Here is a 14,397-nt window from a genome sequence, read left to right as displayed (position 1 = left end):
GCCCGGCAGCCCCCCGGACCACACGTCGGAAGGTTTTTTCCCTAGTCCCGTGCGCCGCGCAATTCAAGGGCGACGGGCCTCGGGACTTGTCATCGTGACCATTTTGTGACCTTTGCGGCGTGCGTTATCGTTGGTGGCGATGCCAGCTTTTACCCAAAACCCCGTCCGAGGATCGTCCACCGCCGCAAGCGAACCCGTCTTCGTGGACCCCTCCGGCAGGCGCCTGCAGCGGCTCAAGAAAGCCGGGGTGGTGGTCGCGGGCCTGATGGCGCTGTACGTGGCACTGCTCCTGGTCGCCTTCCTGGGCGGCTCCACGACCGCGGCACCAAGGCTGCCCGCTTCGGGGGGACAGCCAGCGGTCGCGGCCGGGCCCGAAGCCTCGACGAAACCGCGGCCAACACCAACCCCGGCATCCGAACGCGCCGAGGAACCGCCCGTGGCGGCACCCGATGCGCCCGCCGGCACCGAGGCGGCCACAAGCACCCCTGAAGAAACCGCGCCCACCGCCGCGCCTCCTTCCGCAACCGAATCCGCTGCCCCCTCCAGCTCGGCCGTTCCCCGTGAAACCACGGCCCCGCAAGCGGCACCGAGCACAGCTCCCGCGAGTGCCGCACCGAGCCCCGGCAGCGAGCCGACCACCCCGGGAAAGAGCCAGGACGCACCGGGCCGCAACGCAACCGCTCCCGGGCAGGACGGCACCGGCCCGGCCAAGCCCACCCGGGAAACCCTTCCGTGAGCCGCGGACGCCGGGCGGCCCGCACCGGCGGCATCGCGGCGCACTGGTTCCTCATGGTTGTCGTCGTCCTGACGCTGGGGCTGTCGCTGGCCATCCAGGGGTACATGAACCACCTGGCAGGCATCGGCGACGGCCCCGCGCCCGTGAGCCGCGCCGCCGGGGACGTCCCGGCGGCAGTCCGGGACGGTGGCCCGGTCATTGATGCCCGCGGGCAGGATGTCCGCACGGCCGGCCCCTCCGACCGCACCGTGGCGCTGACCTTCGACGACGGGCCCGACCCGGCCTGGACCCCGAAGATCCTCGATGTCCTGCGGGAGCACGGGGTCCATGCCACCTTCTTCGTCACCGGTACCTCGGCGATCCGGCATCCCGAGCTGCTGCGGCGCATGGCCGCCGAGGGCCACGAGATCGGCATCCAGACCCTCACGCACGCCGACCTCTCTGGGGCCCCCTCGTGGCGGCGCGAGCTCGAGATCCGGGGTGCCCAAAAGGTCGTCGCGGGGATCACCGGCCAATCGCCGTCGCTGCTGCGCCCGCCCCACAGCTCGGGGAACGCGTCCACGACGAACGGACAGTGGTCGGCCATGCAGACGGCAGCGGACGAGGGCTTCCTGACCGTGCTGAGCACGCTCAACAGCGCCGACGAGCGCGCCCCCGGCGCCAAGGTGATCACCGGCCAATTGCTGCTGCACGGGGCCGGGGGCCAGGTGGTGCTGATGCACGACGGCGGGGGGAACCGTTCGCAGACCGTGGAGGCGCTGTCCGCGGCGCTGGGGAAGCAGGACGGGCCCGGCCACCGTTTCACCACGGTCGGCGACTCGATCGGCGTGGACAGCACCCGGCAGGCGTCCGCCGCCGATTCCTTGATCGGGACCGCATTCGTCTTCGGTGTCCGCTTCACCGATGCCGTCGCCACGGCCATCTCCTGGGGCCTGGTCGCGGCCGGGACCGTGACTCTGGGGCGGGCGGTGCTGGTGATGGTGGTTGCCTTCCGGCACAGCCGGGCCGTGCGGCGCAGCCGCGAGGCCGAGCGCGGCCGGGCCTGGTTCACCTCGCCGATGCGCACCGAGGTCCTCGACCCGGTCAGCGTGATCGTCCCCGCCTACAACGAATCGGCCGGCATCGAGGCGGCCGTGCGGTCCATCGCCGCCTCGACCCATCCGGTGCAGGTCATCGTGGTCGACGACGGTTCAACGGACGGCACCGCCGACATCGTCGAGGCGCTCGGGCTGCCCGGCGTCGAGGTCATCCGCAAGGAGAACGGCGGGAAGCCCTCGGCGCTGAACGCCGGGATCGCCGCGGCCCGCCACGACCTGGTGGTGATGGTCGACGGGGACACCGTCTTCGAACCCGACACCGTCCACGTGCTGATCCAGCGCTTTTCCGATCCGCGGGTCGGCGCCATCTCGGGCAACACCAAGATCGCCAACCGCGGCGGCATCCTCGGTGCGTGGCAGCACATCGAATACGTCGTCGGCTTCAACCTGGACCGGCGCCTGTTCGACGTCGCCGAATGCATGCCCACGGTTCCCGGGGCGATCGGCGCCTTCCGCCGCGAGGCCCTGGCCCGGGTGGGCGGGGTCAGCGGCGACACCCTCGCCGAGGACACCGACCTGACCATGGCCCTGTGCCGCGACGGCTGGCGGGTCGTCTACGAGGACGACGCCCTGGCCTGGACCGAGGCCCCGGCGACCCTCGGGGCCTTGTGGAAGCAGCGCTACCGCTGGTGCTACGGCACGCTGCAGGCCATGTGGAAGCACCGCGGGGCCATCGCGCAGTCGGGTGCGGCCGGGAAGCTGGGGCGCCGGGGGCTGGCCTACCTGCTGCTCTTCCAGGTGCTGCTTCCGCTCTTCGCGCCCGTGGTCGACATCTTTGCCATCTACGGCCTGGTGTTCCTGGATCCCGTCAGGATTGCCCTCCTCTGGGGCGCCTTCCTGCTGATCCAGTTCATCATGGCGGCCTACGCGTTCCGGCTCGACCGCGAGCCGCTGCGCGCCCTGTGGACGCTGCCGCTTCAGCAGTTCGTGTACCGGCAGCTGATGTACCTGGTGGTGATCCAGTCGGTGGTCACCGCGCTGGCCGGCGTGCGCCTGCGCTGGCACCGGATGGAACGCTACGGTTCGCTGCGCGCCCCGATGGATTCACAGCCCCGGGCCTCGGCGCGCTAGCCGCCCGGCGGTCAGGCCGGGCGCAGTACCCCGGCCACGGGTTCCTGCTGGGTGATGCAGTGGATGCCGCCGCCGCGGGCGTAGAGCTCCCGGGCATCCACGCCCACGACCTTGCGCCCCGGGTAGGCCGCGGCCAGCACGGCAAGGGCCGCTTCGTCGTTCGGGTCGTCGAAGGTGCAGGCCACCAGGCCGCCATTGACCACGAGGTGGTTGATGTAGCTGTAGTCCACGAAGCCCTCCGCATCGCGCAGCACGGTCGGGGCGGGGACCTCGATGACGTTGAATTCGCGGCCCCTGGCGTCGGTGGCGCCGCGGAAGGTGTCGATCAGCTCCCGGGAGATGGCATGGTCGGGGTGCTCGGGGTTCAGTTGGCTGTGCACCAGCACGGTGCCTGGGGAGGGGATGGTGGCGACGATGTCCACGTGTCCGCGGGTGCCGAACTCCTGGGAGTCGCGGGCCAGCCCGCGTGGAAGCCAGTGCACCTTTGTGGCGCCCAGGGTGCGGGCGAACTCCGCCTCGACCTCTTCCTTGGTGGTCCCCGGGTTGCGACCCGGGTCCAGCTGCACCGATTCGGTGGCCAGCACGGTGCCCTCGCCGTCCACGTGGATGGCGCCGCCCTCGTTGACCAGCGCGGAGGCGATGCGCGGAACCCCGGCCCAGCCGGCCACGGCCGCGCCGATCAGTGCGTCCTTGTCCCAGGTCGCCCAGTCCTGGGCGCCCCAGCCGTTGAAGACCCAGTCGACGGCGGCGAGTTCCCCGGTGTCGTTGGTGACGAAGGTGGGGCCGATGTCGCGCATCCAGGCGTCGTTGAGCTCCGCGGTGCGGATCTCGATCCGCTCGTCGAGGTATTGCGCGGCGACTTGCGTGTCTTCCGGGTCCACGACCATGGACACCGGTGCGAACTCGGCCACCGCATGGGCGACGCTGGCCCAGGTCGAGCGGGCCGCGTGGGCCTCGGCCTCGGTGTCGCCCAGCGTGTAGCCCCCGTGCGGGAAGGCCATCCACACGCGCTTCTGGGCCGCGGTCTCGGCGGGCATGGTCCAGTTCATGTCTGACTCCTGCAAGGTGCTGGGTGTGTGGGAGGCGGTCGAGGCGGGAGGCCCTGCGCGGAGATCGCCGTCACATAAATGAATGTCGTTCATTTTAGTATGGTGGCTTGCGTCACGTGGCGCAAGGGGTGAAACCCTGCGGCGGATCGCGACCGGCTGCATGCGCTCCTGCGCCCTGGCCGCGGGCGGGTTCGGCGCCGAGGCGTCACTGGCCGGAGAAAACGCGGCAGGACCTTGGCGCGAGGCGCTCGAGGCGGGCCTGGGGTCCGGGGACCGCGCGCTGCGGACCTTCGAATACGGCCTGGAGCTCCTGCTGGCGGGATTCGCCCTCCAGGCCGCCGCGAAGGCGCCGGCCGGCTAACGCAGCAGTTCGCGGATGTCGTCCGCGTTGAGCACCTTGCCGAAGCCCGCGCCCTCGTCCATGACCGAGGAGATCAGCTGGCGCTTGGAATCCTGCAGCGCCACCACCTTCTCCTCGATGGTGTCCTTGGCGACCATTCGGTAGACCATCACGTTGCGGGTCTGCCCGATGCGGTGCGCCCGGTCCACCGCCTGCGACTCCGCGGCCGGGTTCCACCAGGGATCCAGCAGGAAGCAGTAGTCGGCCTCGGTGAGGTTCAGCCCGAAGCCGCCGGCCTTCAGCGAAATCAGGAACACCGGCGCCTGGCCCGACTTGAAGGAATCGATGACCTCGGCGCGCTTGCGCGTGGAGCCGTCCAGGTAGGCATAGGGCACCCCGGCGGCATCCAGCCGGTCAGCTGCCTTCTTCAGGAAGGAGGTGAACTGGGAGAAGATCAGTGCGCGGTGGCCCTCGGCCAGCACATCCTCGAGCTGCTCGAAGAGCACGTCCAGCTTGGCGCTGGGCACATCGGCATAGTCGGGATCCACCAGCGAGGCATCCAGCGCCAGCATCCGCAGCAGGGTCAGCGACTGGAAGATCGTGAACCGGTTCTTGTCCATGTCATCGACCAGGCGCAGCACCTTCTGCCGCTCGCGGTGCAGGTGCGTGTCGTAGACCTTCCGGTGCGCCTCGCCCAGCTCCACGTGCAGCACCTGTTCCTGCTTCGGCGGCAGGTCGGTGACCACCGCGTCCTTGGTCCTGCGCAGCATGAACGGGCGGATCCGCCGGCGCAGGCGCACCAGCGGCTCGGGCAGGCCCTGGCGCTCGATGGGCCGCTGGTAGTTCTCCGCGAAGCGCACCGCGGAGGGGAAGAGCCCCGGGGAGACGATGGCGAAGATCGACCAGAGCTCCATGAGGTTGTTCTCCATGGGCGTGCCGGTGATCGCCAGCTTGAAGCGGGCGGGCATGTCACGGGCCACGTGGTGCGCCTTGGTCGCCTTGTTCTTCACGAACTGCGCCTCGTCCAGGATCAGCCCGGCCCAGTTGATGTCCGCGTACGCGTCGTCGTCCAGGCGCAGCAGCGTGTAGGAGGTGACCACCACGTCGTACTCCCGGGCCAGGGCCGCCAGCGAGGCGCTGGCGCGCGACTCGGTGTCGGTGACCGCCACGACCCGCAGGGAAGGGGCGAAGCGCGCGGCCTCGYCCTTCCAGTTGGACACCACCGAGGTCGGGGCGACCACCAGGAACGGGGCGCGGACCTTGGCCTGGGCGGTGATGCCCTCGAAGGCGTCGGGGTTGGCCCATACCTGGTGGGCGTGCAGCATCAGGGCCAGGGTCTGCACGGTCTTGCCCAGGCCCATGTCGTCGGCCAGCACCCCGCCCAGCCCGTTGCGCCACAGCGTGGCCAGCCAGCCGAAGCCCTCCACCTGGTAGGGGCGCAGCGTCGCGTTCAGGGTCTCGGGCAGGTCGGTGACGGCGGTGGTCTTCAAGTCCACCAGCGAGTTCAGCGCGCTGACCCATTGGTCCGGGCCCTCGATGTGCGTGGCCAGCGCGTCCAGTTCCTCCCACATGGCGTACTGGTACTGCGTCAGCGAGATGTCCGCTTCCTTGTCCTTCATGTCCCGCAGCCCGCTGGCCTCGGTGACCAGGGCGCGGAGCTTGGCGAAGAGCGGATCCTCCAGGGAGAAGTAGGTGCGGTCCGGCATCAGCAGCTTGGTCTGCCCCTGGGCCAGGGCGCGCAGGATGTCGGCGTAGGGGATCTGGCGCCCGCCGATGGAGATCAGCAGGCCCAGGTCGAACCAGTCGCGGCGGTCCGATTCCACGGTGGTGATGACCAGCTCCGGGGCCTCGGTGAGCTCGTGGAACACCGGGCGGGTGCCGGTCTCGTTGAGCACCAGGTCCTTGATCCCGGCCAGGGCCGGCAGCACGCGGCGCACGAAGTCGATGACCTCAAGTCCCGCCAGGTGCTTGGGGCCCAGCACCGTGGATTCGAAGGCCGGGTAGTGGTTCAGGATTTCAAGCACTTCGGATTCCAGCGCGGATTCCACCGCGGCGTCGCGGTCCGCCGCGTCCACGACCATGCCCTGGTAGTCGAAGACCCAGTCCACGTCGACGGTTTCGCCGGTGCCGTAGCGGATCCTGGCCACCAGCTTGGGCGGCAGCACCGCCGGCAGCGCCACGGAATCGTCGGGGCTGGTGACCCGCAGCTTGCGGGCCAGGCGCGGGTAGACGCGGGAGAAGAATTCCTCGGTCTCGGCCTCCGGGACGTTGAGGGTTTCGGGGTGGTGCAGCATCGACAGCTCGGTGTGGCTCAGCCCGCCGGGGACCTGGCCCAGGAAGATCTCGTTCTGGTCCCCGGTGGCGGCGTAGACGCCGTGGTTGCCGATGGAACCGGCCGGCGCCTGCGCGTCGAGGATGAAGCGGTGCCCGCCCATCGACAGCGACGGTGCCAGCGCCAGCCCGTCTTCGCCGGCCTGCGCGCCGAGGGCGACGTGGGCGGGGGAGGCGAGCAGGATCCGGGTGTTGGTGCGCATGCCCACCAGCGCGATGCCCAGGGCCTTGGCCGTGGGCAGCAGTTCCCAGAGCAGCGCGGAGGCGTATTCGTCGAGGTAGAGCCAGTCGTTGTCCTCGCCGAAGTAGAGCTCGCCCTTGGCCCGGTAGAGCGGCACGAACTGGCAGAACCAGCGGTACTGCGCGATGTCCAGGTTCAGCCCGAAGGTCTTGAAGCTGATGGTGTTCCAGCGCAGGTTCGACCGCGCCCAGCGGTCGGACCCGGAGCGCACCACCGGGCGCACGCCCAGCCGCCAGCGCCTCGAGGCGACCTTCAGCTGCCCCACCCCGGACCCGGGGGCCCATTGCTGGTGCGCCGAGAGCGTGGTGTCCTGCAGCTCGAACTGCAAGCCCATCTGCAGCACCGGGTGCTTGGAGTTGGCCCCGCCCAGGGACGTGGGGGTGGCAGGCGCCGGGGCGAGCAGCTCCTGCAGGGCCTGCTGCCAGGCCGGGACGGCCACGGCGGTGTTGCGGTACACCACGTCCTTGGCGCGCAGGTGCATGGAGTTCGAGTAAATGAGCACGGCCGCCACATGGCGGCATGCGGGGGCGGCCCCGCACGGGCAGGTGGCGTCGTCGATGACGCGCTCGCCCTTCTTGGTGGCCAGGGTGATGCGCACCTCGTGGGCGGGCTCGGAATCCTCGGACACCGTGGCGGACATGGCCTGGTCGACCGGATCCCACGCGAACCCGCTCAGCGCGGCGTCGGTGGCCAGCACCTTGCCGCGGGTGAAGGAGACACCGCCGACGACACGCAGGATTTCACGCGCATCGACCATGGGAAAAGCAGATTCGGTCATCCTCCCATCGTTTCACGTTCCTGACCCCCAGCCCTAACCCGGGCGGGTCGCCGTGCCGAAGAATACGGCCCGGGAACCCGAAAGTCGCTAGTCTAAGGTGTCATGAACAGCACTCCGGCCCTGCATCCGCTCCCGCGCGTCATTGAGATTGCGTCGCTGGGCGACTTCGACAGGCATGCGGCCACGGCGCTGGCGCTGACGGACAAGCGCCTGGCTGCCTCCATGCACGGCTGGCACGTGCAGTCGGTGGACCTGCGCGCCCGCAGCGCGGTGCTGGAAAAGCTGCGCTCCGCGGGCTCGGTGTTCATGGGCTGCGACATCGAGGGCAAGACCGAGCGCCGGCTGCGCGGGGGCGGGGCACTGGTCTTCCCCGAGATCCCCGGGCTGCCCTTCGACCCGTACCGCGGGGAGCTGTATTCCGGGGGCGAGCTCTATGCGGGCCTGGACGCCGGGAACTACGAGTCGGTGCCCGACGCCCGGATCTACGCCTGGGCCTCGCACCGCTACGGCGCCGGGGCCCACGACGCATTGAACGCCGCGCTGTCCACCACGCTGCACGACCACGCCATCGGTTCGCGGCTGGATTCGCAGATCCGCGACGGCGCGCTGGCCCACGCCCCGCTGGTCGGGGTCATGGGCGGGCACGCCCAGGAGCGCGGGACCGCCGGCTACGAGCGGGCCGCACGGCTGGGCCACGCCCTGTCCGGCGCCGGGTTCATCGTTGCCACCGGAGGCGGGCCCGGGGCCATGGAGGCGGCGAACCTGGGTGCCTACCTGGGATCGGGCAGCACCGAGAACCTGGCCGAGGCGCTGGGCATGCTGGCGCAGGAGCCGGGTTTCGCCCCGTCGGTGACCCGCTGGGCGCGGGCCGCGGCACGCGTGCGCGAACGCTGGCCCGCCGGCCTGGCGAACCTGGGGATCCCCACCTGGTTCTACGGGCACGAGCCGCCGAACATGTTCGCCACCCACATCGCCAAGTACTTCGCCAACGCCACCCGGGAGGCCGTGCTGCTGAAGAGCTGCCCCGGGGGCATCGTGTTCCTGCCCGGCGCCGCCGGGACCGTGCAGGAAATCTTCCAGGACGCGTGCGAGAACTTCTACGGGGCCGAAGGCAGCATCAGCCCGATGGTGCTGGTGGGCATCGAGCACTGGACCCGGACGCTGCCGGCCTACCCGTTGCTGGCCGAACTGGCCCGCGGCAGGGCCATGGAGGAGAAGGTCTTCCTGGTCGACGATGCGGCCGAGGCCGTGCGGATCCTGGTGGACCTGAACGACGGCTCGATCTCCGGGGTCCGGGGACTGGCATGAGTGCCGGTTCCCCTGCCATCGGCATCGACATCGGCGGCACCAAGATCGCCGCGGGACTGGTGGGCCCGGACGGAAGGGTCTCCCGGCACCTTCGGCACGCGACGGCAGGGCATGATCCGGCCGCGGTGCTGGACACCGTGGCTTCGCTCATCGCCGCGCTTGGCGCCGATGCCCCGGAGGCCACGGTGGGCGTGGGTGCGGCAGGATGGATGGACCCGGACGGCGGCTCGGTGCTCTTCTCCCCGCACCTGGCCTGGCGCAACGAGCCGCTGCGGGCCAAGCTCGAGGCCGCCACGGGACGACGTGTGCTATTGAGCAACGACGCGGATGCCGCCGGTTGGGCCGAATACCGCTTCGGTGCCGCTCGAGGGCACAGCCACGTGGTCTGCCTGACCCTTGGCACCGGGATCGGCGGCGCCATCGTCGTTGACGGGCAGCTGCAGCGCGGAAGGTTCGGGGTGGGCTCGGAATTCGGCCACCAAACCATCGTTCCCGGCGGGCAGCGCTGCGCCTGCGGGAACCGTGGATGCTGGGAGCAGTATGCCTCGGGCAATGCGCTGGCCCGCGAGGGGCGCAGCCTGATGGCGGTGCACTCGCCGGTGGCCTTTGCGCTCCGCGAGGCCGCGCGCAACGACCCGCACCTGGTGACCGGTGAGCTTGTCACCGCCCTTGCCGCCGACGGGGACCCGGCCTGCCGCGAGTTGATCATCGAGGCCGGTCAATGGCTGGGACGTGGGTTGGCCAACCTGGCGGCGGTGTTGGACCCGGGAATCTTTGTCATTGGGGGCGGGCTGGGTGCTGCGGTGCCGTTGTTGGTGGAAACCGCCGAAGTCACCTACCGGGAGAACCTGAGTGGGCGCGGCTACCGGCCCTTTGCGGAAGTGGCTCGTGCAGAGCTGGGTGCCGACGCGGGAATGGTGGGTGCCGCAGACTTGGCCCGCAGGGCGCTCGCCGACTGATTCACCGTCTCCTGTGCCCCCCTGAGCGCATGGGTTTTGCCGGGGATGCGTGCTTGCATCCCCGGTGGTGAAATGGTGTGGGCTTCCCGCGCGTGGCGGCGGTCGGCTAAATTCGCTGGGGGGGTCGGGCCATGCCGGTGCCGGGACGCGGTGGCGGAGCCGTAGAGGTGTAGCTGTGGCCGCTGGGGGTGGTGATCTTGAAGGAATGGCGGCCCCGTCCGGGCAGCGGTTCCTCGTGCCAGCCGGGCGCCTCCTTGRATTGGTTGCATGTCCGGCAGCGACCCGAGGAATTAATCTCGGTGGTCTTGCCATTGCGGCGCACCTGCACGACGTGGTCTAGTTCCTGGATGCGGCCGTTGCAATGCGGGGTGCGGCACCGTTGGTCGCGGAGGGTGATGAAGCGCTTGAGGTTTCCTGCGAAACGGCGGGCCGCGGAATCCATCGCGACCAGCTTGCCGGTGTCCGGGGCGGCGTAGACGCGCCGGTACCAGGTGTCCAGCGGGTGCTCGGGATCGCCCGCCACCAGCGATCGGGCCTTGGCGGCGCTGATGTAACCGTGGCCCGGGATCAGCGCCGGTTCGTTGCTGTCACCGGCGAGGCTCTCTGGATCCATCATCACCAGTAGCTCCACCGGTCGTGAGCCGGTGGCCTTGGTGCCGGTCACCGCCTCGAAGACCGCGTCAGCCGCGACCTGGGCATTGGTGCGGTCGTCTCCGGCCTCCCGGGGACGCTCGGTCTCCCGGTGGATGACCTGCAAGATGGGAATGCCCTGGTCCAGCGGGAACTCGCCGACGATCCGCACGGAGTTTTCGTTCATCTGGTAGCCGCTGACGTACCGCTTCTCGGCGGCGTCGTCTTCATCCTGTTCGGCGGTGTCGGGTTCCAGGACGAGGGCCCAGTAGTTGACCAGCTCACGCAGCGTCGCAGTCCCGGCCTCGAAGCAGGTGTGGGTGTCCTCCCACAGCAGCTCGTCGATCATTCTCCGGGTTTCGATCTTGAGGTTCCGGGTGCCGCTGATGACCACGTGTGCCTGGTCCCAAGTCAAGATGCCTTGGCGCAGTCCCTGATGGCAGCGGTGAAGGTCTTCGGCGAGGATCCGGTAATCGTTGGTGCGTTTGGTTCCGCTCCACGGGGACAAGCGCATCGCCAGGGCAACGTCCCCGCCGGAGCCCCACGCGGGGTTCTTCTCCCTGACCCCGGCGCGCTGCCGGTCGGCGATGAGGGCGTCCTGGTAGGCGACACTGTGGTCGGCCTGCTTCGCCGTGGCGGCGCATTTCAAGGTTTCCAGGGCGCCAACCGCAGCCACCGCCTCATGGGTACCGGTCAGCACCGGGGCCTCGTTCACCGCGGCGGCCAGGGACAGGATCCCGGCGGTGCCGGTGCGGGCCAGGTGTTCGGCAACCAGTGCGTCCATGTCCGCCCCGTCGTCCAGCAGCGCTTCGTAGCCCAGATTCCTGCTGGCGCCACCGGTGGTGGTGCCGGCGGAAGGGAAGCCGCTCGATGACGTCGTTGCCATACCTCCATTGTAGAACTAGAGACCTACAATTGAAACAGCTGTTCAAGAAATTTAGAAAATGCGTCCTACTCACGATTCCTGTGGGATGAGATCGACGGATTTTTCGTCAGAATCGGTGTGCAACCTGAGTTGGGCTGCCGGGTACCAGTGGCTGTTCGCGTTGCTCCGGTCTTCACGGCAACTGCGCTTCATCTCCCGAATCAAATACTCAAACTGTGCCGGCATAACCGACCCCCAGTGAGGGGCCAGGTGGTTCTCGCATTCAACACGGGTCTCAACGTTTGTGCAGGTCCTGCTGACAACACCGAGGAGGCCGCGACAGGAGCCTCCCGGGAGGATGCACCGCATGCCCTTCCGGGGCCGCCCGCCATCCAGTTGGATGCCGTCACGCGCAATCCGACCATCCGGATGTCCACGAGGACAAGCCGGGACTTCACCAGCCATAGCCCAATTTTACGCCCGATCCCATCCCACTGGAATCGTAAGTCGGAAATATGTTCTAGTTCTAGTCATGGCCTGCTAGCCTACGCGGATCACTCCAACCTGCGGGCTGCAAAGAAACAGGGTGCCGCCAAATCCCTGATTCCGGGAGATGGCGGCACCCTGCCGTCGCTTTTCAAGTGGACCGCTAGGCCACGGACCCGCCGAAGAGCAAGCCGAGGGCATAGGTGATGCCCGCGGCGCCCAGGCCGATGGCCAGCTGGCGCAGTCCGCGCTTGGTCGGGGAGGCGCCGGAGAGCAGACCGACCACCCCGCCGGTGAGCAACAGGGCGATGCCCACCAGCACGGCGGAGAGCAGAATGGCAGGGGTGCCGCCCATGCCGAAGATGAACGGCAGGATCGGGATCACCGCACCGGAGGCGAAGAAGCAGAAGGACGAGGAGGCCGCGCCCATGGCCGAACCGATTTCCTCGTGTTCTTGGGCCTCGGCGATGTCGGCCAGCTCCGGCTGCAGCGACAGCGAGGGGTTGCAGTCGCAGGAGTAGATGCCCATGCGTTCGGCGGCGCGGTGGGCCGCATCCTCGTCGCTCATGCCGCGGGCCTTGTAGACCAGCACCAGTTCGTTGGCGTCCAGATCCAGGTCCGGGGCGGCGGCCAGGGTCACCTGTGTGGGCTTGGATGCGGAGAGCAGTTCGCGCTGGGATCGCACCGAGACGTACTCGCCGGCGGCCATCGACAAGGCGCCGGCCAACAGGCCGGCAATGCCGGAGAAGAGCACCATCGAGGTGGCAACCCCGGTGGCACCGATGCCCATGACCAGGGCGAGGTTGGAGACCAGGCCGTCGTTGGCGCCGAAGACCGCGGCGCGGAAGTTGCCCGAGAGCTGGTTGCGGCCCCGGGTGGCCAGGCCGCGCACGACCTCTTCGTGGACCAGCTCGTCGGCGGCCATCTGGCGGCTGGCGTCGGTGTCCCCGGCGTAGGGGGAGTTGCCCTCGGCGCGCTGGGCCAGGGCCAGGACGAAGACGGAGCCGAAGTGCCGGGCCAGGAAGCGGAGCATGGTGCGGCGGATCGAGGGGCTCATGGCCTTGCCGGCATGCTCGCCCAGCAGTGCCCGCCAGTGTTCCTCGTGGCGGGTTTCGGCCTCGGCCAGTCCCAGCAGGACCGCGCGTTCCTCGCCGTGGCGCTTGTTGGCCAGTTCGCGGTAGACCGCGCCCTCGGCGACTTCGTCGGCCAGGTACTTGCGCCATCGTCTGATTTGGGCTGGGGTGGGGGTCGGCGCTTGCGGCGTCATGCTCTCATCCTCGTGTGGGCGTTCACGGCCTCGGGAGGCCATGCGATGGGGAGGCCCAGCGGGATTGTTTCTGGGGTGCGTTGGACCTCGGGCCACCAGTGTGTGGACCGAAGGTCTCGTTCGCCCGGACCCGGCGTTGCCGCCTCTGGCCCTGGGTGGATTGCCGGGTTACAACGTTGTAACCAGTATGTCGACGCACCGCTGTCCCGCCGTTGCCGGCGGGGCTGGGAACTACTCCCCTTCAACCCACGAGTGTAGCGTTCGGAAGGGTCCGAGAGAATTCGCTGAGGCTAAAAATTCTGGCCCCACCAGCGCTGTTTCCCGCTTCCGGCACCCGCACCGTGAGCGTTGAGGAGGCCTCTTCCCACCTCGGCGGTGCCACGGCGTTGGTCAGGGCCGCAGCCAGGGCGGCGGGGTCCGCGACGTGGAAGCTGCGCCAGGAACCGCGCAGCCGCAACTGAAGCACCGCGCGGTGCACATCAAGCAGGGGCAGGACGGGGATGGAAGGTGCCATGGCGGTACGGGACGGCCTTTCACTAGCTCTTGCCGGGGCCAAGTGGACCGCGGCCGCTTCTTCATCCGAACCACCCATGAACCTGGGGTTGGTGCGCGCCTAGAGTCGGAGCTTGCCGACGCGTCTCGTGAAGCTGGGTTCCACATTACCGCGATTCGGAGGCCCGCAGGATCTTTTTGTGCAGATCGTTCCACGCAGTGCCGTCATAGGGCGGCATGCTGTCGTTGTCCTGGCGCATCCCGGTGGACCCGTCGATGAGCTCGCGCAGGATGTCGGCGTGCCCCGCATGGCGCGCGGTTTCCACGTTCATGTGCAGCATCAGCCGCCCGAGCGTGGTGTGGCGCCGTTCCCCGGTCCACCACGGAACGGTTGCCGGGGCATCCAGGGACAGCGCGGCGATGTTGCGGTTTGCCGCCTCGATGGCCCGCCGGTAGAAGGCCAGGACCTCGGCGCAGGGGACCTCGGCCGACACCCACATGTCCGCGCTGTCATCCGGATCGGCCGCCAGCGCCGCGTAGTACTCGTCCTCGATCGTGAAGCCGAGGCATTGGACGAAGTAGCCGTACTCGACGAAGGCCAGGTGCTGGACAAGGCCCAAGATGTTGGTGCCGGTGGGCACCATCGGCCGGGTCGCTTCCCCGTCGCTGAGTCCCCGGGCCTTCCAGAGCATGGCCTCGCGGGAATTGGTCAGGTAGGTCGCCAGGTGGTCCTTGAAATCGTCCATG

The 14,397-nt window shown here is 69.1% G+C and carries 11 protein-coding genes and 1 riboswitch; of the genes, 5 read left to right on the top strand and 6 right to left on the bottom strand.

The window, feature by feature from the left end; translation table 11 throughout:
* Positions 1–139: 139 nt before the first annotated feature.
* Positions 140–736: a hypothetical protein gene (locus BLJ79_RS23085; protein ID WP_139194969.1), complete on the top strand. Its 597-nt coding sequence runs from the start codon at positions 140–142 to the stop codon at positions 734–736.
* The gene (locus tag BLJ79_RS18925) at positions 733–2,904 is read left to right on the top strand and encodes a bifunctional polysaccharide deacetylase/glycosyltransferase family 2 protein (protein WP_286135546.1); all 2,172 of its coding nucleotides are present in this window, start codon (positions 733–735) and stop codon (positions 2,902–2,904) included. The genes BLJ79_RS23085 and BLJ79_RS18925 overlap by 4 nt, the downstream gene beginning before the upstream one ends.
* Before the next feature lie 11 nt (positions 2,905–2,915).
* On the opposite strand, the gene BLJ79_RS18920 is transcribed toward BLJ79_RS18925, so the two are convergent.
* On the bottom strand, positions 2,916–3,953 hold the full coding sequence (locus BLJ79_RS18920) for an agmatine deiminase family protein (protein ID WP_071216336.1): 1,038 nt from the start codon (positions 3,951–3,953) through the stop codon (positions 2,916–2,918).
* Between the two features lie 160 nt (positions 3,954–4,113).
* Here BLJ79_RS18920 and BLJ79_RS18915 point away from each other — a divergent pair, with 160 nt between their 5' ends.
* Entirely contained in the window at positions 4,114–4,314 is a 201-nt protein-coding gene (locus BLJ79_RS18915; RefSeq protein ID WP_071216335.1) for a hypothetical protein, read from the top strand.
* On the opposite strand, the gene BLJ79_RS18910 is transcribed toward BLJ79_RS18915, so the two are convergent.
* A complete protein-coding gene (locus tag BLJ79_RS18910) occupies positions 4,311–7,643 on the bottom strand; it encodes a DEAD/DEAH box helicase (RefSeq protein ID WP_071216334.1) in 3,333 nt (1,110 codons plus the stop codon). The genes BLJ79_RS18915 and BLJ79_RS18910 overlap by 4 nt on opposite strands.
* A 102-nt stretch (positions 7,644–7,745) precedes the next feature.
* Here BLJ79_RS18910 and BLJ79_RS18905 point away from each other — a divergent pair, with 102 nt between their 5' ends.
* Together BLJ79_RS18905 and BLJ79_RS18900 are read left to right on the top strand one after the other, a co-directional pair.
* Complete coding sequence (locus BLJ79_RS18905; RefSeq protein WP_071216333.1) at positions 7,746–8,951, top strand: LOG family protein; 1,206 nt, start codon at positions 7,746–7,748, stop codon at positions 8,949–8,951.
* Complete coding sequence (locus BLJ79_RS18900) at positions 8,948–9,910, top strand: ROK family protein (protein ID WP_071216332.1); 963 nt, start codon at positions 8,948–8,950, stop codon at positions 9,908–9,910. The genes BLJ79_RS18905 and BLJ79_RS18900 overlap by 4 nt, the downstream gene beginning before the upstream one ends.
* Before the next feature lie 106 nt (positions 9,911–10,016).
* On the opposite strand, the gene BLJ79_RS18895 is transcribed toward BLJ79_RS18900, so the two are convergent.
* The 4 genes from BLJ79_RS18895 to BLJ79_RS18885 form a co-directional block, all read right to left on the bottom strand.
* Positions 10,017–11,426, bottom strand: a complete 1,410-nt coding sequence (locus tag BLJ79_RS18895) for a DUF222 domain-containing protein (protein WP_071216331.1) — start codon at positions 11,424–11,426, stop codon at positions 10,017–10,019.
* A 628-nt stretch (positions 11,427–12,054) separates the two neighbouring features.
* On the bottom strand, positions 12,055–13,158 hold the full coding sequence (locus tag BLJ79_RS18890) for a VIT1/CCC1 transporter family protein (RefSeq protein WP_071216330.1): 1,104 nt from the start codon (positions 13,156–13,158) through the stop codon (positions 12,055–12,057).
* Positions 13,159–13,399: 241 nt separating this feature from the next.
* Complete coding sequence (locus BLJ79_RS23080) at positions 13,400–13,672, bottom strand: hypothetical protein (protein ID WP_139194968.1); 273 nt, start codon at positions 13,670–13,672, stop codon at positions 13,400–13,402.
* Between the two features lie 20 nt (positions 13,673–13,692).
* A riboswitch (SAM riboswitch) is annotated at positions 13,693–13,805 on the bottom strand.
* Between the two features lie 12 nt (positions 13,806–13,817).
* On the bottom strand, positions 13,818–14,396 hold the full coding sequence (locus BLJ79_RS18885) for a DinB family protein (RefSeq protein WP_071216329.1): 579 nt from the start codon (positions 14,394–14,396) through the stop codon (positions 13,818–13,820).
* Position 14,397: the final 1 nt, after the last annotated feature.

The organism is Arthrobacter sp. UCD-GKA (genome assembly GCF_001863355.1).
In the GTDB taxonomy this organism is placed as follows: domain Bacteria; phylum Actinomycetota; class Actinomycetes; order Actinomycetales; family Micrococcaceae; genus Paeniglutamicibacter.
Note: the sequence above shows the minus strand (reverse complement) of the source record. Positions and strands in the feature narration are given on the sequence as shown.